This window comes from Leifsonia shinshuensis (assembly GCF_022606355.1).
Taxonomy (GTDB): Bacteria; Actinomycetota; Actinomycetes; order Actinomycetales; family Microbacteriaceae; genus Leifsonia; species Leifsonia shinshuensis_B.
In genome coordinates, this window is sequence record NZ_JAHHZQ010000001.1 from 1,293,460 (window position 1) to 1,310,790 (window position 17,331).

Annotated in this window: 17 protein-coding genes, 1 tRNA gene and 1 pseudogene; 8 read left to right on the top strand and 11 right to left on the bottom strand. The window is 69.8% G+C overall.

Annotated features, from left to right (window positions below):
- The first annotated feature begins 19 nt into the window (after positions 1–19).
- Positions 20–1,174: a DNA glycosylase AlkZ-like family protein gene (locus KNO15_RS06220; RefSeq protein ID WP_242599112.1), complete on the top strand. Its 1,155-nt coding sequence runs from the start codon at positions 20–22 to the stop codon at positions 1,172–1,174.
- 92 nt (positions 1,175–1,266) lie between these two features.
- Positions 1,267–1,374: pseudogene (locus KNO15_RS06225) on the top strand (aminoacyl-tRNA hydrolase); the annotation flags it as partial.
- Between the two features lie 68 nt (positions 1,375–1,442).
- Here the strand turns inward: KNO15_RS06225 and KNO15_RS06230 are convergent.
- A complete protein-coding gene (locus tag KNO15_RS06230) occupies positions 1,443–2,639 on the bottom strand; it encodes an NAD(P)-binding domain-containing protein (protein ID WP_241702547.1) in 1,197 nt (398 codons plus the stop codon).
- Between the two features lie 38 nt (positions 2,640–2,677).
- Here KNO15_RS06230 and KNO15_RS06235 point away from each other — a divergent pair, with 38 nt between their 5' ends.
- Positions 2,678–3,175: a GNAT family N-acetyltransferase gene (locus tag KNO15_RS06235; RefSeq protein ID WP_241702548.1), complete on the top strand. Its 498-nt coding sequence runs from the start codon at positions 2,678–2,680 to the stop codon at positions 3,173–3,175.
- Between the two features lie 57 nt (positions 3,176–3,232).
- Here KNO15_RS06235 and KNO15_RS06240 read toward each other — a convergent pair whose 3' ends face one another.
- From KNO15_RS06240 to KNO15_RS06260, 5 genes are all read right to left on the bottom strand, one after another.
- Positions 3,233–4,732, bottom strand: a complete 1,500-nt coding sequence (locus tag KNO15_RS06240) for a flavin-containing monooxygenase (protein ID WP_241702549.1) — start codon at positions 4,730–4,732, stop codon at positions 3,233–3,235.
- 224 nt (positions 4,733–4,956) lie between these two features.
- Positions 4,957–5,031 (bottom strand) — tRNA-Arg (locus KNO15_RS06245).
- A gap of 42 nt (positions 5,032–5,073) precedes the next feature.
- Positions 5,074–5,571, bottom strand: coding sequence for an HNH endonuclease (locus KNO15_RS06250; protein ID WP_241702550.1), 498 nt, complete (start codon positions 5,569–5,571; stop codon positions 5,074–5,076).
- Between the two features lie 373 nt (positions 5,572–5,944).
- Complete coding sequence (locus tag KNO15_RS06255; RefSeq protein WP_241702551.1) at positions 5,945–6,622, bottom strand: C40 family peptidase; 678 nt, start codon at positions 6,620–6,622, stop codon at positions 5,945–5,947.
- A gap of 482 nt (positions 6,623–7,104) precedes the next feature.
- A complete protein-coding gene (locus KNO15_RS06260; RefSeq protein WP_241702552.1) occupies positions 7,105–7,794 on the bottom strand; it encodes a metal-dependent transcriptional regulator in 690 nt (229 codons plus the stop codon).
- A 132-nt stretch (positions 7,795–7,926) separates the two neighbouring features.
- On the opposite strand from KNO15_RS06260, the gene serC reads away from it, so the two are divergent.
- Positions 7,927–9,042, top strand: coding sequence for a phosphoserine transaminase (gene serC, locus KNO15_RS06265; RefSeq protein ID WP_241702553.1), 1,116 nt, complete (start codon positions 7,927–7,929; stop codon positions 9,040–9,042).
- Positions 9,043–9,055: 13 nt separating this feature from the next.
- Positions 9,056–9,301: a DUF2530 domain-containing protein gene (locus tag KNO15_RS06270; RefSeq protein WP_241702554.1), complete on the top strand. Its 246-nt coding sequence runs from the start codon at positions 9,056–9,058 to the stop codon at positions 9,299–9,301.
- Here KNO15_RS06270 and KNO15_RS06275 read toward each other — a convergent pair.
- Together KNO15_RS06275 and KNO15_RS06280 are read right to left on the bottom strand one after the other, a co-directional pair.
- Positions 9,251–10,033: a DUF3027 domain-containing protein gene (locus KNO15_RS06275; protein WP_241702555.1), complete on the bottom strand. Its 783-nt coding sequence runs from the start codon at positions 10,031–10,033 to the stop codon at positions 9,251–9,253. The two genes, KNO15_RS06270 and KNO15_RS06275, sit on opposite strands and share 51 nt — an antisense overlap.
- Positions 10,026–10,406: a cold-shock protein gene (locus KNO15_RS06280; protein WP_055914617.1), complete on the bottom strand. Its 381-nt coding sequence runs from the start codon at positions 10,404–10,406 to the stop codon at positions 10,026–10,028. The genes KNO15_RS06275 and KNO15_RS06280 overlap by 8 nt, the downstream gene beginning before the upstream one ends.
- A gap of 56 nt (positions 10,407–10,462) precedes the next feature.
- Between KNO15_RS06280 and KNO15_RS06285 the strand changes: the two genes are divergently transcribed.
- Genes KNO15_RS06285 through KNO15_RS06295 form a run of 3 tightly spaced genes read left to right on the top strand, consistent with a single transcriptional unit; the run spans position 10,463 to position 14,324 of the window.
- On the top strand, positions 10,463–10,789 hold the full coding sequence (locus KNO15_RS06285) for a hypothetical protein (RefSeq protein WP_241702556.1): 327 nt from the start codon (positions 10,463–10,465) through the stop codon (positions 10,787–10,789).
- 22 nt (positions 10,790–10,811) lie between these two features.
- Positions 10,812–12,674 (top strand): helicase-associated domain-containing protein, encoded by a 1,863-nt coding sequence (locus tag KNO15_RS06290; protein ID WP_241702557.1) that lies wholly within the window; start codon positions 10,812–10,814, stop codon positions 12,672–12,674.
- A 6-nt stretch (positions 12,675–12,680) separates the two neighbouring features.
- Entirely contained in the window at positions 12,681–14,324 is a 1,644-nt protein-coding gene (locus tag KNO15_RS06295; RefSeq protein ID WP_241702558.1) for a DNA repair helicase XPB, read from the top strand.
- A gap of 109 nt (positions 14,325–14,433) precedes the next feature.
- Here the strand turns inward: KNO15_RS06295 and KNO15_RS06300 are convergent, their stop codons facing one another.
- The 3 genes from KNO15_RS06300 to KNO15_RS06310 are packed head-to-tail and all read right to left on the bottom strand — an operon-like array spanning position 14,434 to position 17,321.
- Complete coding sequence (locus tag KNO15_RS06300; protein ID WP_241702559.1) at positions 14,434–15,189, bottom strand: pyrimidine reductase family protein; 756 nt, start codon at positions 15,187–15,189, stop codon at positions 14,434–14,436.
- Positions 15,182–16,078, bottom strand: a complete 897-nt coding sequence (gene folP / locus KNO15_RS06305) for a dihydropteroate synthase (RefSeq protein WP_241702704.1) — start codon at positions 16,076–16,078, stop codon at positions 15,182–15,184. The genes KNO15_RS06300 and folP overlap by 8 nt, the downstream gene beginning before the upstream one ends.
- A 22-nt stretch (positions 16,079–16,100) precedes the next feature.
- Positions 16,101–17,321, bottom strand: coding sequence for an NAD(P)/FAD-dependent oxidoreductase (locus tag KNO15_RS06310; RefSeq protein ID WP_241702560.1), 1,221 nt, complete (start codon positions 17,319–17,321; stop codon positions 16,101–16,103).
- Positions 17,322–17,331 lie beyond the last annotated feature (10 nt).

Consider the following 17,331-nt stretch of genomic DNA (forward strand, 5'->3'; position numbering starts at 1 on the left):
GCGTCGCGTGAGCATCGTGATGGCGATCGCGGCCGGCCCGCCACCGACATACGCTATGACCCGTGATGGCCATCGACGGACAGGGAACGGAGATTCCGTGATGCACCGGCTCACTCGCGACCAGGCCCGCCGCATCGCCGTGCAGGCGCAACTGCTGGAAGCCGATCGGCCCGACGACGTCGTCGGGATCGCCGAGCAGCTCGGTGCCATCAAGATCGATCCAACGGCCACCATCGCGCCGGCGGAGCACACCATCCTCTGGTCACGGATCGGCTCCGCATACGACAGAGCCCAGCTTTCGAAGGCCGTCGAATCGGACCGGCTGCTGTTCGAGTTCGACGGAGCGTTCCGTCCCGTGAGCCTGCTGCCGCTGATGCTGCCGGCCATGCGGCGCTGGCCACGCAGGGAGAGCAGCCGCCAGTGGCTGGAAGCCAACGACCGCTTCCGAACCGAAGTCCTTGCGCGGTTGCGAGCCGAAGGTCCGCTCCTGGCCGGCCAGATCCCGGACACCGCCGACGTCGCGCGTGCGCCCGATGGCTGGTCAGGGTCGAACCAGGTCGTGCACATGCTCGACTTCCTCCACCGACAGGGCGAGGTCGCCGTCGCGGGCCGACACGGACGCCATCGGCGCTGGGATCTGGCCGAGCGCGTCTACCCGCCCGATCTGCCCGAATACGACGACGAGGAGGCCGAACGGCTACTGAACGAGCGCAGACTCCAGGCGGCCGGCATCGCCAAGCAGCGATCGCCCTGGACCCCCGTTGGCGATGCCGGCGAACCGGCGACGATCGACGGGATGCGCCAGAAATGGCGCGTCGACCCCGAAGCACTCACCGCGCTCGAGAACGACGGAGACGGCCGCGCCGCGTTCCTCAGCCCCTATGACGGCATGCTCTTCGATCGCCCCCGGCTGCGCGAACTCTTCGAGTTCGACTACGTGCTCGAACAGTTCAAGCCGAAGCCGCAGCGAAAGTACGGATACTTCGCCCATCCGATACTGATGGGCGACCGGTTCGTGGGAATGCTCGACGCTGAGATCGACCTCGAGCACGACGAACTGAGAGTCAGAGCCGTTCACGAGTTCGAGCCCTTCGACGAAGACGAACACGCGATGGTACACGCTGAGATCGCCGACCTGGGAGAGTGGCTGAGCGTCGACGTGCCCGAGTGGTGAGACTCAATCGTGTCTTCAAGCTTCCGGAGCTGACGGCGATCATCACAGAGGAGCTCACTCGATTGCGGCAGAGTCCGGAGGAAGCTGGACGCATGCCCGCCTCGTATCGTCCCGGCCTGAGGGTCGATTCCGGACTCACCATCCCGGAATCTGAGCTGTCGTGGCGATTCTCGCGGTCCTCCGGCCCCGGAGGCCAAGGAGCACCGGGAACAAGTGCGGAACAGGGAAGCGGGCGCGTGCGTCGTCCTCCCCCGGACTGAGCCGCCCGTCATGCGCTGGCTTGCGCGACCTCCTGCGCCACGATCGCAGCATCCCGTCCCACTCCGAACAACAAGGCCGACCGTCGAGCTCGCATGAAGTGCACGCCGCAGAAGTACAGACCGGGCATCACGAGGCTCGCGCCGTCCTGAGTCACGGGGAAGCCGAGCTCATCGCAGACATCGCCGTCGATCCAGCTGTAGTCGGGCCTGAACCCGGCAGCCAGCACGACCGCCCCGACGTCCCGCAGGCTCACCTCGTCCACCGGTTCACACCGGAAGGGCGGCGGAGCGGTCATCTCGGGGATGCCGAAGCCCTTGGCCGGAAGCTGTGCGCGCATCATGGCACGCATGCCGGCCCACCATTCGTCAGCGAAGGCAACCGAGTCGGCCACGTCATCGACGAAACCGATTCGTCCCCCGTCGCAGCCGGCGACGTGGCCGGCGAGTCGGACCCCGAGCGCCTGAAGCGTCCTGAAGCCCAGGTCGTGCCCTCCCCCGGCTCCCGTGAGTTGCGGATTGGCCAGAAATCTGCCCGCGGGAGACGGCAGATCGGCCACCGTCGCATCGAAGAACGTAGTCCGCTCGAGCCACGTGATGATGTCTGTGCCGTCGAGACGTCGCGGCGCCCAGGGCGCCCGCCCGCACGCGAGCACCACATCCCGGCCCGAACGGACCAGCTCTTCGGCGATCTGGCACCCGGTCTGGCCGCTGCCCACGATCACGACCTTCCCCGCCGGGACCTGACCGGGATTCCGGTACTCACTCGACGACAGGATCAGGGAATCGGGAACGGCGGCGAGGACGGACGGGCGATGCTGTCTGGCGAACGAGCCTGTGCACACGACAACCGCATCCGCCACCAGCTCCCCGTCGTTGGTTTCCGCGTGCAGACCGTCCCGGTCGGCTCTCAACCGTGTGACGTCGACGCCCTCCACGATCGGCGACGCCACAGAGTGCGCGTAGTCCTCGAGGTAGCCCACGATCACGTCCCGAGGAACGTGACCCTCCGGCTCCGATCCGGAATACGGGCTCCCCGGCAGCGCCATCGTCCAATTCGGTGTGACAAGGGTGAAGGTGTCCCACCGGTCCCTCCAGGCCTGACCGGGCTTCGCCCGCTCGATCACGACAGGTTCGACGCCCAGGGCCTCCAGTTCGTGGCTGACGGAAAGACCGGCTTGCCCTGCACCTACCACGATGGCGGACATGACCCGATGATAGATCTGCGACGCAGAGAGGTGCGACCATGACGACTATGACCGAGCTGACCATCGCCGCCGCCACCGACGCCGACGCAGCCGAGCTCTCGGTGCTCACCCGGGCCTGCTGGGTTCAGGAGGCGATCGCCAACGAGACCTTCGACATCCCCGCCCTGAGCGAACCACTCGATCAGGTCCGCAGCGACATCGCGAGCTGGGACACGTATGTGGTGCGCGAAGGTCCGCGCCTGGTGGCCTCGGTGCGCGGACGCTTGGTCATCGGACCTGAGGGCGACGGGGTCTGGGAGATCGGCAGACTGATGGTCGCACCCGACCGGCAGGGCGCCGGCCTCGGTCGCCGGCTGCTGCAACACATCGAGGCGGCCGCCCCGCCCGAAGCCCGGTCGTTCGCGCTCTTCACCGGCGTCCGCAGCTTTCGGAACCAGGAGATCTACCAGGCCGCCGGCTTCGCGCTCCGCCCGGATCTTCCCGCGCCCCCGGCGGCGATCATGCTCACCAAAGCGAGGCCTGCGGCCACGCGCTGAGGGGCGGCGACCGGCACTCTCGTTTCAGCGACCACGAGGTTCAGTCGCGACCAACCGTCAGGAGGAAGCGGCCGATGCGTGACCTCCTGGTGTCTCACGGGCCGTGTGCGCGCGTTCGAAGCGCAGGGATCCGTCCTGCACCGGTGCCCTCCGGAATCGCTTCACGTCGTCGTAGTAGTTCACCGAGGTGATCCAGGGCTCCCGGTCCCCCTGTCGGGGAAGCACGTCGAGCGAGCGCTGCACGTAGCCGGCGCCGAAGTCGAGCAGGGGCCGCCTCGTCACGCCGCCGGCGGGCAGTTCCGGCCTGCAGACCGCCCACCCGTTCTCGTCCAGGTGGTCCAGCAGCCGGGTGAAGTACTCGCAGAGCAGCCCGATCTTCAGCGTCCAGGTCGCGTTGGTGTAGCCGATCGCGAACGCGAAGTTCGGTACGTGGTCGAGCATCATTCCGCGGTACACGACGTGATCTCGCGGAACCACGGGCTCACCGTCCACGGTCATACGGATCCCCCCGAAGAGCTGGATGTTGAGTCCGGTCGCGGTGATGACGATGTCGGCGGGGATCTCGCGACCGGACTCGAGGAGCACTCCCGTCGTGGTGAACGTACGGATTCGGTCGGTCACTATGGATGCGGCGCCGTCGCGAAGCGCGTGGAACAGGTCGCCGTCGGGGGCGAGGCACAGTCGCTGATCCCACGGGTTGTAGGGCGGGTTGAAGTGGACATCGACCGGGTAGCCGCTCGGCAGCGATCTCCGGTTCACCCAGCGGATGAACCGCCGCATCACACGGGGATGCCGCTGCGACATCGTCCAGATGATCCGCTGGCGACGGATGCTGCGCCGGCGCGCCAGTTCGTGCCCCCGCTGATCTCCATGCCGTGCCCGCATCCGCACCGCGTAGGCGTCGACCGACGGCAGACGCAGGACGTAGGTCGGGGTGCGCTGCAGCAAGGTCACGTGCCGCGTCGCACCGGCGATCGCCGGCACGATGGTCATGGCAGTGGCGCCGCTGCCGATCACGACGACGTTCTTGTCCGTGTAGTCGAGGCCCTCCGGCCACGCCTGCGGGTGGACGAATCGTCCACGGAATTCGTCCGCACCGGGGAGCACCGGGGAATACCCCTCGTCGTAGCGGTAATACCCGCTCGCGCAGAACACCCAGGAGGCGCGCACGCTGGTGGTCTGTCCGCCCGCGCCGTGTTCGACGGTCGCGGTCCAGCACGCCTCCGCAGTGGACCACGCGAGGTCTGTGACACGGTGCGAATAGTGGATGTGCTGCTCGATCCCCTCTTCGGAGGCCGTCTCTCTGAGGTAGTCGAGGATCAGGCGCGCGGGGGCGATCGAAGCGGTGTGCCGCCACGGACGGAACTCGTAGCTGAAGGTGCTGAGGTCGGAGTCGGACCGCACGCCGGGGTACCGGAACAGATCCCACGTGCCGCCGAGCGCCGCACGCGCCTCCAGGATCGCGTAGGTCTTCCCCGGCATCCGCTCCTGGATGTAGTGGGCCGCGCCGATCCCGGACAGACCGGCACCGATGATCAGCACATCGACGTGGTCCATGTCGGACATTGTGCCGCGGAAGGTTCCCGGGATGCCAGGGAGGAGTGTCCCGGCGTCTCGGGGCACCTTCCCGGCGATCGCTCACGCGCGATCGTCGGCGACAGGGTGATGCAGCCGACCCGGCAGGTCCTTCCACGGCAGTCGATACAACGGCATCTCCGAGGCCGTCGGATTCTGCGGTGTGGGTGGAGTGGTGACCGACGTGTTCACGTCTTGAACTCGTTTGGTGCCCCTGGAGGGACTCGAACCCCCAACCTTCTCCTTAGGACGGAGCAGCTCTTCCATTGAGCTACAGAGGCCAGTCCTCCCAGCCTACCGGAGGCCGGGCGTGGGCCGTGCCCTCAGGCGGCCACCCCCAGGTAGTCTCGCCACTCGTCTTGGCCGCCCTCCACACCGCGGACCACCCACGACGTGTCGTGCGGGGCACGGGGGGTGAGCTTGAGGGTCCAGCCCATCTCGACCGGGGTGCGGTCGCCTTTTACGTTGTTGCAGCGCAGGCAGCAGGCGACGAGGTTCTCCCAGCTGTCCGCCCCTCCACGTGAGCGTGGGAGGACGTGGTCGATGGTCGTCGCGGTCTTGCCGCAGTAGCCGCAGCGGTGGCTGTCGCGCCGCAGCACGCCGCGTCGGGAGACCGGCACCGCCCGGCCGTGCGGGATGCGCACGTAACGGGTGAGCAGGATCACCGACGGGCGGTCGTAGCGCCCGGAGATGCTCCAGACGGGGTGATCCGCATCGCTCGCGAGCACGGTAGCCTTCTGATTCATGACGAGCACGATTGCGCGCTTGAAGGAGACGACCGCGAGTGGCTCGTAGCCGGCGTTGAGGACCAGTGTCTTCATCTGCGACCTTTCGGGTGTGCGGGGCAAACAAAAAGGGCACTGTCCGAACGGACAGCGCCCTGGAAGACGGCGGCATGGTGGCGGCACACCACATGGTGGCGGTGGCAGGCCTCGACGTGGTGGCGGCAGGCGAGGAAGTCGCGGCGAGGCGACAACACGTGGGCTCCCCGAGCCTCCGTGCGAAGGCCGCGCTCGTCCCCGGTGGCCACCTGCGGTGACCGCACTCGGGTCGACTCGGCCATCGGATGCTCCGATCTGCACGGCTGCCTGGCACTGCGCCAGGGCATCAGAGTAACGCAGAAATGACGCGCCACCTATTCGTGGCGCGCCATTCCGGGAGCGTGATCCGCAGTGTTCACCGCGGGTTCGATCGTCAGATACCCAAGCGGACGATGTAGAAGTCGCTCGTCCAGATCGGCCGGATCGAGATCGAACGGCCGGAGTCCGGAGCATCCATGATGTTGCCGTTGCCCGCGTAGAAACCGTCGTGGCCCGGCATGATGACGATGTCGCCGGGCTGCGCGTCCTGGATGGAGATGCGCTTGCCTCTCGCCGCCTGACCCGAGACGGAGTGCGGAAGCGAGATGCCGAACTGGGCGTACACGTACATGACATAGCCCGAGCAGTCGAACCCGGCCGGCGTGGAGCCGCCGTAGACGTACGGAGTGCCGATGTACTGCTGAGCCACCGAGAACACCTGCGAGAGGCTGAAACTCGGGTACGGCGGGTTGGCGAGGAAGTCGGAGACGCTCGGACCGCTATAGGCGGCGTAGTTCGCGAACGAAACGGCTGCGCGCTGACGGGCGGCCTCTGCGGCGGCGGCTGCCGCGGCGGCCGCTTTCTTCGAGTCGAGCTCCTGCTGGCTGGTGGCGGTGGCCACATCGCGGCTTACGGCGGAGGCGGCGACACCTCCGGCGACCTCGACGGACTGCGCCTGAGCCTTCTTCATGGTGTCTTCTGCGCTCGGCCCGAACGCGGCGGACTGACCGCCCTCCTGGAGGGCGAACGCCGGAATCGACATCGTGGCGATGATGCCCGTCGCCACGGTCATGACGGCGACGTTGAGAGCCCACCCGCCCTTGCGCTTCTTTGCGGCGGGCTTGGACTGCGCTGCCTGGGCGGCGACGGTGGCCCGGGGCGCCGCGGTCGGCTTCGGTGCGCGCGGTGCGGAAGAGGGGGTCTTCGCGGCGTGCAGCGACCGTCGTGAGACGAGATCGGGGGTCGTGGACGCGGTCGACGGTGTCGAAGAGGTGATGTCCGGGTCCTGAGGAGCTCGGTCCTCGGAAGAACCGGGCGTACCAGAGTGTGCCAAAGTGCATCCTCCTGCGCTCCGGCAGCACTAGGGAGCTGCCCCGTCCGATGCGTTCGCTTTCGGCTTCACCGGCCGGGAGACGGGCTTCAGGGGGGTTGGAGCGTCCCGGTCGGGGTCCTGATGGGCCGGCTTCTGGCCCGTTCGGACTCGTTAGAGACTACGGGACGACCCGCGATTTGTCACATTGTTTAACGCTCTTTTTAACAAATCGGTAACGGCGATCACGCGTCGACGAAGATATGGGCGGCGAGCTCGTTCGGCAGTTCCAGCCCGTTCTCGAAGCCGTCGATCTGCACGGCCACGTACGATCCCGCCGCAGCGAAAGTGCCGGTCGAGCCTGGAAAGACGCCCGCCTGCTTGAGCTGGAGGAGCAGCTCCGGGTCGACCTGGGCCGGCTCGCCGAGGCGACGGATTCTGGCAGTCACCTCGGAATCGCCGCCGCGCACCACGTCGACGAGATTGATCAGTCTCTCGGTGGAGGCCGCGTCGGGCGCGCCCAGCTCACCGAGCCCGGGGATGGGGTTGCCGTAGGGCGACTCGGTCGGGTGCCCGAGCATGGTCAGCAGCTTGCGCTCCACCTGCTCGCTCATCACGTGCTCCCAGCGACAGGCCTCCTCGTGCACGTACTCCCACTCGAGCTCGATCACGTCGCTGAGCAGCCGCTCGGCGAGGCGGTGCTTGCGCATGACGTGCACGGCCTTCCTGCGACCGTCGTCGGTGAGCTCGAGGTGCCGGTCGCCGGAGACGACGACGAGACCGTCGCGCTCCATGCGCCCCACCGTCTGGGAGACGGTCGGCCCGGAGTGCCCCAGGCGCTCGGAGATGCGCGCGCGCAGCGGGACGATGTTGTCCTCCTCCAGCTCCAGGATGGTGCGAAGGTACATCTCTGTCGTGTCGATCAGGTCGGTCATGAACCCCTCCACGTGCGGGCGCGCGAATATCGCGTACGAGCCTACTTGCTGCAGGTGACAGCGAGGTGACGGCGCCCCGCACACCGCTGACAGCGGACCGTCTGGAGTTCCAACAGCCAATACACTTCAGTTATGCCGGACGTGACGATTCCCACCGACCTCCTGCCCGCCGACGGACGATTCGGCTGCGGCCCGTCCAAGGTCCGCCCCGAGCAGATCGCGTACCTGGCCGGCCCCGGCGCCGAGCTGCTCGGCACCTCCCACCGGCAGGCGCCGGTCAAGAACCTGGTGGGCCGGGTCCGCTCCGGGCTCTCCGAGCTGTTCCGCCTGCCCGACGGCTACGAGGTCGTCATCGGCAACGGCGGCTCGACCGCGTTCTGGGACGCCGCTGCGTTCTCGCTGATCGACCAGCGCAGCGAGAACCTCGTCTTCGGCGAGTTCGGCGGCAAGTTCGCCAAGGCGGCGAAGACCCCGTGGCTCCAGGCCCCGCGCGTCATCGAAGCCGCGGCCGGCTCGCGCGCGGAGCCCGAGGTGGAGGCCGGCGTCGACGTCTACGCCTGGCCGCACAACGAGACCTCCACCGGCGTGATGGCGCCCGTGACGCGGGTGAACGGAGACGCGGGAGCCCTCACCGTGATCGACGCGACGAGCGCGGCCGGAGGCGTGGACTTCGATGTGACGCAGACCGACGTCTACTACTTCGCGCCTCAGAAGAACTTCGCGTCGGACGGCGGCCTCTGGCTCGCCCTCTTCTCCCCCGCGGCGATCGAGCGGGTCGAGCGCATCGCCGCGAGCGACCGCTACATCCCCGAGTTCCTCAGAATCAAGAACGCGATCGACAACTCGCGCCTCGACCAGACGCTGAACACGCCGGCGGTGGCGACCCTCGTGCTGCTCGAGAACCAGCTCGAGTGGATGAACGCGAACGGCGGCCTCGCCTGGGCGGACGCCCGTACGAAGGAGTCGTCCGGCGCCCTCTACTCCTGGGCCGAGACCGTCGACTACGCGACGCCGTTCGTCACCGACCCCGCGCACCGCTCGCAAGTCGTCGTCACCATCGACTTCGACGACGCGATCGATGCCGCGGCGGTCGCCAAGACACTGCGCGCCAACGGCATCGTCGACACCGAGCCGTACCGCAAGCTCGGCCGCAACCAGCTCCGCATCGCCACCTTCACGGCCATCGAGCCCGCGGACGTCCGCGCGCTGATCGGCTGCGTCGAGTACGTGGTCGAGCGGCTGGGCTGAACGGGAGCCGATCATGCGGCTGTGGCTGCGTGACGACGAGCGCCGGCCCGATCCGGTCCCCGTCCCCACGGACGACCGGCGGGCCGTGCTCGTCGGCCTCGGCCTGTGGGTGCTCGCGCTGATCCCGACGCTCGTCTTCGCCGCCCCGATCACCGCCGCGGGAGGCGGGTGGTGGATCGGGACGGTGATCGTCGGGATCTCGCTCGGCCTACTCGGCTTCGCCTACCTCAGCATCACGCGCGTCCGGCGCCGCCGCTGACTCGTCGGTCTCGTCTGGCTCGTCGGTCTCGTCGTCGGCGAGCGCAGCGGCCTCCTCCGAGGCGAGGTCGAGCTCCGAGTCCACGTCGGTGTCCTCGTCGTACGCGACGTCGACCGAGTCGATGTCGACACCGTCGAGGTCGTCGTCACCGTGGAGGTCGTGGATGTCGTGGTCGTCGTCGGAGTCGTCGTCGGACTCCGCAGACTCCTCGTCCTCGTCGTCGTAGTCGTCCTCGTCATCGTCATCGGAGTCGACGCGGTCGTCGTCGTCGCCCTCGGCCCCGGCCTCCTCGGCCTCGGCGGCGAGCGCCTCCTGGGCCGCCTGGTACTCCGCGAGACGCTCGGACCACGGCACCCAGTCGGGCGCGAGCAGCGCGTCGTCGCCGGGCATCAGCTCGGCCTCGAGCACGGTCGGCTGGGCGTCGTCGTCGGCGCGGCCCACGGTGACGGTCCAGTGCCATCCGGGATAGCCGGCGAGGGTGGACACGAACAGCAGGGAGACGACGCCGTCGGCCTCAACGACGTGCCCCAGGGGCTCGCCGATCGTGGACTCCGGCGTGATCTCGGCCAGGGCCGCCCGCGCGAGCGGGACGGCCGCGACGAGGTCGCTCACGTCACCGATCCGCGTGTCGTCGAGACCCTGGGCGACGTCGTCGCCGCCGCCGACCGACGTCTCGCCACTCACGTCGTCAGGCATCCCGGCGTCGTCGAGCACCCCCGCGTCGTCAGGCATCCAGATCGTCCGCAACCCGGCGCAGCACCGCCGCGATCTTGGCGCCGTGCGCCTTGTCCGGGTATTTTCCGCGGCGCAGATTGGCGCCGATGCCATCGAGCAGCTTCACGAGGTCTTCGACGATGATCGCCATGTCGTCGGCCGACTTGCGCTTCATCTTCACCAGGCTCGGAGGCGCCTCGAGCACGCGCACAGAGAGCGCCTGGGCGCCGCGCTTGCCGTCGGCGATGCCGAACTCGAGTCGGGATCCCGCCTTCACCACCGCGCCTGCGGGCAGCGCCGAGGCGTGCAAGAAGACCTCCTGGCCGTCATCGGAGCTGATGAAGCCGAAGCCTTTCTCGTCGTCGTAGAACTTGACCTTGCCGGTAGGCATGGGAACCTCACTTCACATGGGGGATCGAATGACCAACCTCAATTATCCTTGATTTCGTGACCCAGCAGACCCCGCCTCCCGTTTCCCGCGCTCAGCGGACCCTCGCGTTCATCGCAGCGGCCCTGGTCGTGGTCTCCCTGGTCTGCTTCGCGGCCATGCTCATCGGCGGTGCGGCCGGTGCGATGCCGCAGCAGGGCTCGGGCGTCGGTCTCTGGCCCGCAGTGATCGTGTTCCCGCTCGTCGCCTTCCCTGTCGCCTTCGTGCTGATCATCGTCGTGATCATCCTCAGCGTGCGGCAACGTAGAACGGCAGCCAAAGCCGAGGCGGAGGCCGCAGCGCTCGCCGCCGCGAAGCCGAAGTCCAAGCCCAAGGGCCGGCGCTGACGCGGCACGCCGGACCGGCGTGATGACGACGACGCTCGCTCTGGCAGCGCGGCTCCGCGCACTGCCGGACGACGAGCTCGTCGCAGCCCTGCGCGCCCGCCCGGTGCGCCGAGCGGGCATCTCCGACTTCTTCGACCTCGCGGAGGCGCTCCTCGACCCGGACAACCTCGTCCGGGCCATCGCGCCCCTCGACCGCCTCCAGCTCGCGGCGCTGATCGTGCTGGGCCGCGAGAGCGACCCGCGGTCCGCCGAACGGCTGGCCGAACGTCTCGCCGAACACCCGGCCACCGCCGGAACGGACGCCCGCCGCGCGGCCGCGACGCTCGCGACCCTCAGCCGTCTCCTGCTCGTCCACCCAGCGGACGGAGGCACCGACGGGGGCGCGGCCCCGTACGAGGCCGTCACCGCCCTGCTCGACTCCGGTCCGCAGCGCGGCCTCCCCCGCCCCGACGCCGTGCTCGCCACCGCGCCTCCCCCCGTCCCTGTCGCGACGACGGAGGACGAGCTGCCCGCCATCGACCGGCTGGCGGCCGAGCGCGCGTTCGAAGCGGTGGCGAGCGTCTCGGAACTGCTCGCGGAGCTCGGCCGCGAAGGAGCCCGGGAGCTGCAGAAGGGCGGGCTCGCGCTGCCGGCGGCCAAACGGCTGGCGGAGGCGCTGGCCGTCGAGTCCGGTACGGTCCCGACGATCCTCGACGTCGCCGACCGTGCAGGTCTGGCGGCCGTCTCCGACGGCGTGTGGCTGCCCACGGCGCAGGCGGCGGCCTGGCAGCACGCGACGACACCCGACCGCTGGCGGGCGCTCGCGGCCGCCTGGCTCGACAGCCTCCCCGGCGATCTGTCGACCCTGTTCGCGGCGAGGAGCAGGACACCGTGGGACGACGGCCTGCGCGCGCACATCGCCTGGCTGTACCCGGCCTCGGCCGCAGAGGCGCAGGAGCGCATCGCCGAACGCGTCGCCGAAGCCGAGTTCCTGGGGCTCACCGCCCGCCGGCTGCCGAGCGGCGCGGGCACGGCCCTTCTCGAGTCCGGACCGGCCGCTGCGACGGAGGCGATGGTCGCGCACTTCCCCGCCGAGGTCTCGAAGGTCTACCTCCAGCACGATCTGACGGTGATCTCCCCCGGCCCGCTCGCTCCTGAGGTCGAATCGCGGCTGCGCACGATGGCGGACCTCGAGAGCCGCGCTCTCGCCTCCACGTTCCGGTTCTCCGCCGCCTCCGTCGATCGGGCGGTGACGGCCGGCGAGACGGCGGCGAGCATCCACGAGTTCCTCGCCGCCGTCTCCCTCACCGGCGTGCCCCAGCCGCTCGACTACCTCATCGCCGAGGCGGTCGCGCGGCACGGCCGCGTGCGCGTGCGGGCGGCGGACGACGGGCACGCGCTGGTGCGCTCCGACGACGCGATGCTTCTCGGGACGATCGCGGTCGACCAGGCGCTGTCGTCCCTGCGACTGCTGCGCGTCGACGACACGACGCTGTCGAGCCGCTTCCCGCGCGACGTGGTGTTCTGGGCGCTGAGCGACGCCCGCTATCCCGTCGTCGCGGAGAACGCCTCCGGCGCCGTCGTCACGCCGCAACGCCGTGTCATCGCCGAGCGTTCCGTCGCGGAGTCGCGCGACCCCGCCGCCGAGCTGGTCGCCCGCCTGCGGCAGGAGGACGCAGCGGACGAGGACACCGCGGAGCAATGGCTCGCCCGCCAGCTCGATCAGGCGGTGCGCGCCCGGCAGACCGTGATCGTCCAGGTGGCGATGCCCGACGGGCGGCTGGTCGACTATCTGCTCGAGCCGACCGGCATCGGCGGAGGGCGGCTCAGGGGCCGAGACCGCGCCGCCGACATCGAGCGGACCCTGCCGCTCTCCAGCGTCAAGGGTCTGCGCAGCGTAGACTGAGCGGTCATGTCCGATGGCCCCCTGATCGTCCAGAGCGACCGCACCGTCCTGCTCGAGGTCGCGCATCCCGCGGCAGAGGACGCCCGCCACGACCTCGCCGTCTTCGCCGAGCTGGAGCGCGCCCCAGAGCACATCCACACGTACCGCATCACGCGGCTGGGGCTGTGGAACGCGCGCGCGGCCGGGCACACCGCCGAGGACATGCTGGGGACGCTGGAGAAGTACTCCAAGTTCCCGATCCCGCAGACCGTCACAGTCGACGTCTCGGAGACGGTCGGCCGCTACGGCCGGCTGGTGATCGAGCGCGACGACGACGGCACGCTGCTGCTGCGGTCCGCCGACCGGCCGGTGCTGCTGGAGGTCGCGACCGCGAAGCGCATCGCGCCGCTGCTGGTCGAGCGGCGCGACGAGACCACCTTCACGGTGGAGGCCTGGGCGCGCGGGCAGCTCAAGCAGGAGCTCGTGAAGCTCGGCTGGCCCGCTGAGGATCTCGCGGGCTACACCCCGGGCACCCCGCACCCGATCGACCTCGACGAGAGCGGCTGGGCGCTGCGCGACTACCAGCGCAAGGCCGTCTCCAACTTCTTCGACGGCGGCTCGGGCGTCGTGGTCCTGCCGTGCGGCGCCGGGAAGACCCTGGTCGGCGCCGGCGCGATGGCGACGGCCAAGACCACGACGCTGATCCTCGTGACCAACACCGTGTCGGCCCGGCAGTGGCGCGACGAGCTGCTCAAGCGCACGTCGCTCACCGCGGAGGAGATCGGCGAGTACTCGGGCCAGGTGAAGGAGGTCAAGCCGGTCACGATCGCGACCTACCAGATCCTCACGGCGAAGCGGAAGGGCGAGTACGCCCACCTCGCCCTGCTCGACGCGCTGGACTGGGGCCTCGTGGTCTATGACGAGGTGCACCTGCTGCCCGCCCCGGTGTTCAAGCTCACGGCGGAGCTGCAGGCACGGCGCCGCCTCGGCCTGACGGCCACCCTCGTGCGCGAGGACGGCCGCGAAGGCGACGTCTTCAGCCTGATCGGTCCCAAGCGCTTCGATGCGCCGTGGAAGGAGATCGAGTCGCAGGGCTTCATCTCCCCCGCCGCGTGCTTCGAGGTGCGCATCGACCTCCCCGCCTCCGACCGGCTCAGCTATGCGGCTGCGGCGGACGACGAACGGTACCGGCTGGCCGCGACCGCACCCGCCAAGCTGGAGGTCGTGCAGCAGCTCGTCGACCGGCACGCGGGCGAGCGCATCCTGGTGATCGGCCAGTACCTCGACCAGATCGACGAGCTCGCCGAGGCACTCGGCGCTCCGCAGCTCACCGGCGCGACCCCTGTGGACGAGCGCGAGCGGCTCTATCAGGAGTTCCGCGACGGGACCACGCCGGTGCTGGTGGTCAGCAAGGTCGCCAACTTCTCGGTCGACCTCCCGGAGGCGACGGTCGCGATCCAGGTCTCCGGTTCGTACGGCTCACGCCAGGAGGAGGCCCAGCGGCTGGGCCGGCTGCTGCGGCCGAAGCAGTCGGGTCTCTCGGCGAACTTCTACACCCTCGTCTCGCGCGACACTGTCGACCAGGACTTCGCGCAGAACCGGCAGCGCTTCCTCGCCGAGCAGGGCTACTCGTACACGATCCTCGACGCGCACGCCCTCGCGGCGGCATAGGGGTGGGGCCGAGGGGCACGTAGGCGCCCCGAAAACGCGCTTTTAGGGGCGGTTGGGTGCCCCTCGGCGACGGGACGTCCGGTTGGCCCAGCCGTCCAGCTCCACGGGCTCACGCGCGCCGCACGTACCGCAGCAGCAGGGTGTCGCCGGCCCGGAGGACGTGGGCGAGCCGCATGCCGACCGGGAGGATCGGCGCAGCGCCCGCGGAGATGCGCGAGGCGACGCCACCCTCCAGAGTCGGACCGACCGTCAGGCAGAGCTCGTCGACGGCACCCGCCGCGATGAAGTCGCCGAACAGATGCGGGCCGCCCTCGCCGTGGATGCGTGTCAGCCCGCGGGCGACCAGGGTCTCCACCAGCCGGCGCGGCTCCACGCGCTCCTCGCCGCACACGACCACGTCGGCCACCTCGGAGAGGGCCTCCCTCGCGTCCGCCCGGGAGAGCCCGGTCGTGACCACGATCGGGCGCTCGGGCGCGTCCCGGAAGATCGGGCTCGCGGTGTCGAGGTCGAGGCTCGCCGAGACGATCGCGAAGACGGGGTGGGCGGTCATTCCGGCCGACCGCCTGGCGCGCTGGGAGACCTCGTCGACGCGCATGGCGCCGTAGCCCTCGGCTCGCACGGTCCCCGCGCCGACGAGCACCACGTCGCACAGGCGGCGCAGGATGTCGAAGACCCGGTGATCGGCGTCATCCGAGAGGCCGCCGGAGAGTCCTTGGCGGGTGGCGGCGCCGTCGACGCTGGAGACGAAGTTCATGCGGACCCAGTTCGGCTCGACGCCCGCGCCGTACAGCTCGGCGATCCGGGCGTCGCTGATTCCCTCCTCGGCCGGGAGCGGGAGGATCACGTCGATCGCGGCCTCAGTCATTGACGTCGCCCATGTTGTGCTTGAGATACGCGGGCTCGCGGAGCCCGAGGATGGCCTCCGTCATGCGCGCCGCGGCGACCGAACCGGCCACGTCGTGCATACGGATGATGCGGGCCCCGTTGACGATCGCGACGACGGCGGCGGCGATCGACCCGTCCCGGCGCTCGTTGCGCGGCGCGTCGAGCGTCTCGCCGATGAAGTCCTTGTTGGAGACCGCGGCGAGGGTGGGATAGCCGAGGTCGGCGATCTCGGAGAGCCGGCGGGTCAGCTCGAGCGACTGGAGGGTGTTCTTGTTCAGGTCGTGGCCCGGGTCGAGGATGATCCGCTCCTCCGGCACCCCGGCGGCGTTCGCGCGCTCGACCCGTTCGAGCAGGAAGGCGGCGATCTCGCCGGCGATGTCGTCGTACGCGGGGCGCGGGTAGAAGGTGCGCGGCGTCGCGAGGCTGTGGGTGAGCACGAGGGTCGCGTCGCTGTCGGCGACCACGCGCGCCAGGTCCGGGTCGCTGAGCCCTGTGGTGTCGTTGATGACGGTCGCCCCCGCCGCGATCGCCTCCCGGGCGACGGCCGCGTGGAACGTGTCCACCGAGATGACCGCATCGGAGCCGGCGCGCAGCTGGGCCACGACGGGCACGACGCGATCGGCCTCCTCGCCCGCCGGGATCGGAGCCCCAGGGGCGAAGGGCGCGCCGCCGATGTCCACCCAGTCGGCGCCGGCCTCGACCGCTGCGAAGCACGCGGCGACGGCGGCATCGAGCGCGAAGGTGCGCCCCTGGTCGAAGAAGGAGTCCGGCGTGCGGTTCACCACCGCCATCACGGCCACCCGCCGCGAGAAGTCGAACGTGCGTGCACCGATCGTGCGCACGGGGATGCGGAGCGGGGGGAGGTACATCGCGAGGTCGGTTCCGGGGAGATCAGAGGGCGGCAAGGTCGACGCCCTCGTCGGCGAGCCGTCGGCGGTCGACGGGTTCCCCGGCACGGACCAGGCGCTGGATCTGCTCCTGGACGTCCCACACATTGACGTTCATGCCGGCGACCACCCGGTCGTCGCGCAGCCAGAACGCTATGAACTCGCGTGCGCCCACATCGCCGCGGAACACGACGTCCGCTCCGGTCGCCAACGGCGCATAGCCCGAATACTCCATCCCCAGATCGTATTGGTCCGAGTAGAAGTACGGGATGTCGTCGTAGCTCGCGTCCTCCCCGACGATCGCTCGCGCGGCGACCGTGCCACCGGCGATCGCGTTGGCCCAGTGCTCGTTGCGCAGCCTCCGGCCGATGGCCGGGAGCAGCGGGTTCGCGACGTCGCCGACCGCGTAGACGTCCTCGACGACGGTGCGCATCCCCTGGTCGGTGGGTACGCCATCGTCGAGGGCGAGGCCCGAGCGCTCGGCGACGATCGTGTTCGGCGACGCGCCGACGCCCGCGACCACGACATCGGCCGGGATGCGCTCCCCTGTCGCCAGCACGACGGCCTGCTCGTCGCCGCCCTCGACGGCGACCACGTGCGCGTCGTTGCGGAAGGCCACTCCGTTGTCGCGGTGCAGCGTCTCGAAGACGTGCCCCAGCTCCGGGCCGATCGCCGACCCGAGCGGGACCGCGGACCTCCCGACCACGGTGACCTCGTTGCCGTAGCTGCGTGCGGCCGCGGCGACCTCCATGCCGATCCAGCCGGTGCCGACGATCACCACCCGGCGGCCGCCGACCTCCAGGGCGGAGCGCAGCCACTGCGAATCCTCGATTGTTCTCAGGGAGAAGACGGCGCCGTGACCGCTGCCCGGAACGCCGAGCGGGCGCGGCGACGCGCCGGTGGCCAGCACGAGGCTGTCATAGGTGATCCTGGCGCCGCCGGAGACGAAGAGCTCGTGCGCGCCCGGGTCGAACGAGCCGGCCTCCGACTCGGGCAGGAACTCCACCTCGTTCTCCGCGTACCAGCTGTCCGGTCTCACCGCTGCGTCCGCGAACGGCGCCTCGCCTTTCAGGAACTCCTTGGAGAGCGGAGGCCGGATGTACGGGTGGTGCGCCTCTGCGCCCAACAGCAGGATGCGGCCGGCAAACCCACGCTCGCGCAGCTCGACGGCGGTCGTGGCTCCGGCCAAGCCTGCTCCGGCGATGACCACGGTGGGATGGGACATGGCTGCTCCG

Excerpts from the sequence above, each read along its gene's own strand:
- KNO15_RS06310 (WP_241702560.1), bottom strand. The coding sequence starts at position 17,321 with ATGTCCCATCCCACCGTGGTCATCGCCGGAGCAGGCTTGGCCGGAGCC.
- KNO15_RS06235 (WP_241702548.1), top strand. The coding sequence starts at position 2,678 with ATGACGACTATGACCGAGCTGACCATCGCCGCCGCCACCGACGCCGAC.
- KNO15_RS06255 (WP_241702551.1), bottom strand. The coding sequence starts at position 6,622 with ATGACCGTGGCGACGGGCATCATCGCCACGATGTCGATTCCGGCGTTC.
- KNO15_RS06295 (WP_241702558.1), top strand. The coding sequence starts at position 12,681 with ATGTCCGATGGCCCCCTGATCGTCCAGAGCGACCGCACCGTCCTGCTC.
- KNO15_RS06270 (WP_241702554.1), top strand. The coding sequence starts at position 9,056 with ATGCGGCTGTGGCTGCGTGACGACGAGCGCCGGCCCGATCCGGTCCCC.
- KNO15_RS06230 (WP_241702547.1), bottom strand. The coding sequence starts at position 2,639 with ATGTCCGCCATCGTGGTAGGTGCAGGGCAAGCCGGTCTTTCCGTCAGC.
- KNO15_RS06260 (WP_241702552.1), bottom strand. The coding sequence starts at position 7,794 with ATGACCGACCTGATCGACACGACAGAGATGTACCTTCGCACCATCCTG.
- folP (WP_241702704.1), bottom strand. The coding sequence starts at position 16,078 with ATGTACCTCCCCCCGCTCCGCATCCCCGTGCGCACGATCGGTGCACGC.
- KNO15_RS06250 (WP_241702550.1), bottom strand. The coding sequence starts at position 5,571 with ATGAAGACACTGGTCCTCAACGCCGGCTACGAGCCACTCGCGGTCGTC.
- KNO15_RS06290 (WP_241702557.1), top strand. The coding sequence starts at position 10,812 with ATGACGACGACGCTCGCTCTGGCAGCGCGGCTCCGCGCACTGCCGGAC.
- KNO15_RS06280 (WP_055914617.1), bottom strand. The coding sequence starts at position 10,406 with ATGCCTACCGGCAAGGTCAAGTTCTACGACGACGAGAAAGGCTTCGGC.
- KNO15_RS06275 (WP_241702555.1), bottom strand. The coding sequence starts at position 10,033 with ATGCCTGACGACGCGGGGGTGCTCGACGACGCCGGGATGCCTGACGAC.
- KNO15_RS06220 (WP_242599112.1), top strand. The coding sequence starts at position 20 with ATGGCGATCGCGGCCGGCCCGCCACCGACATACGCTATGACCCGTGAT.
- KNO15_RS06240 (WP_241702549.1), bottom strand. The coding sequence starts at position 4,732 with ATGGACCACGTCGATGTGCTGATCATCGGTGCCGGTCTGTCCGGGATC.
- KNO15_RS06300 (WP_241702559.1), bottom strand. The coding sequence starts at position 15,189 with ATGACTGAGGCCGCGATCGACGTGATCCTCCCGCTCCCGGCCGAGGAG.
- serC (WP_241702553.1), top strand. The coding sequence starts at position 7,927 with ATGCCGGACGTGACGATTCCCACCGACCTCCTGCCCGCCGACGGACGA.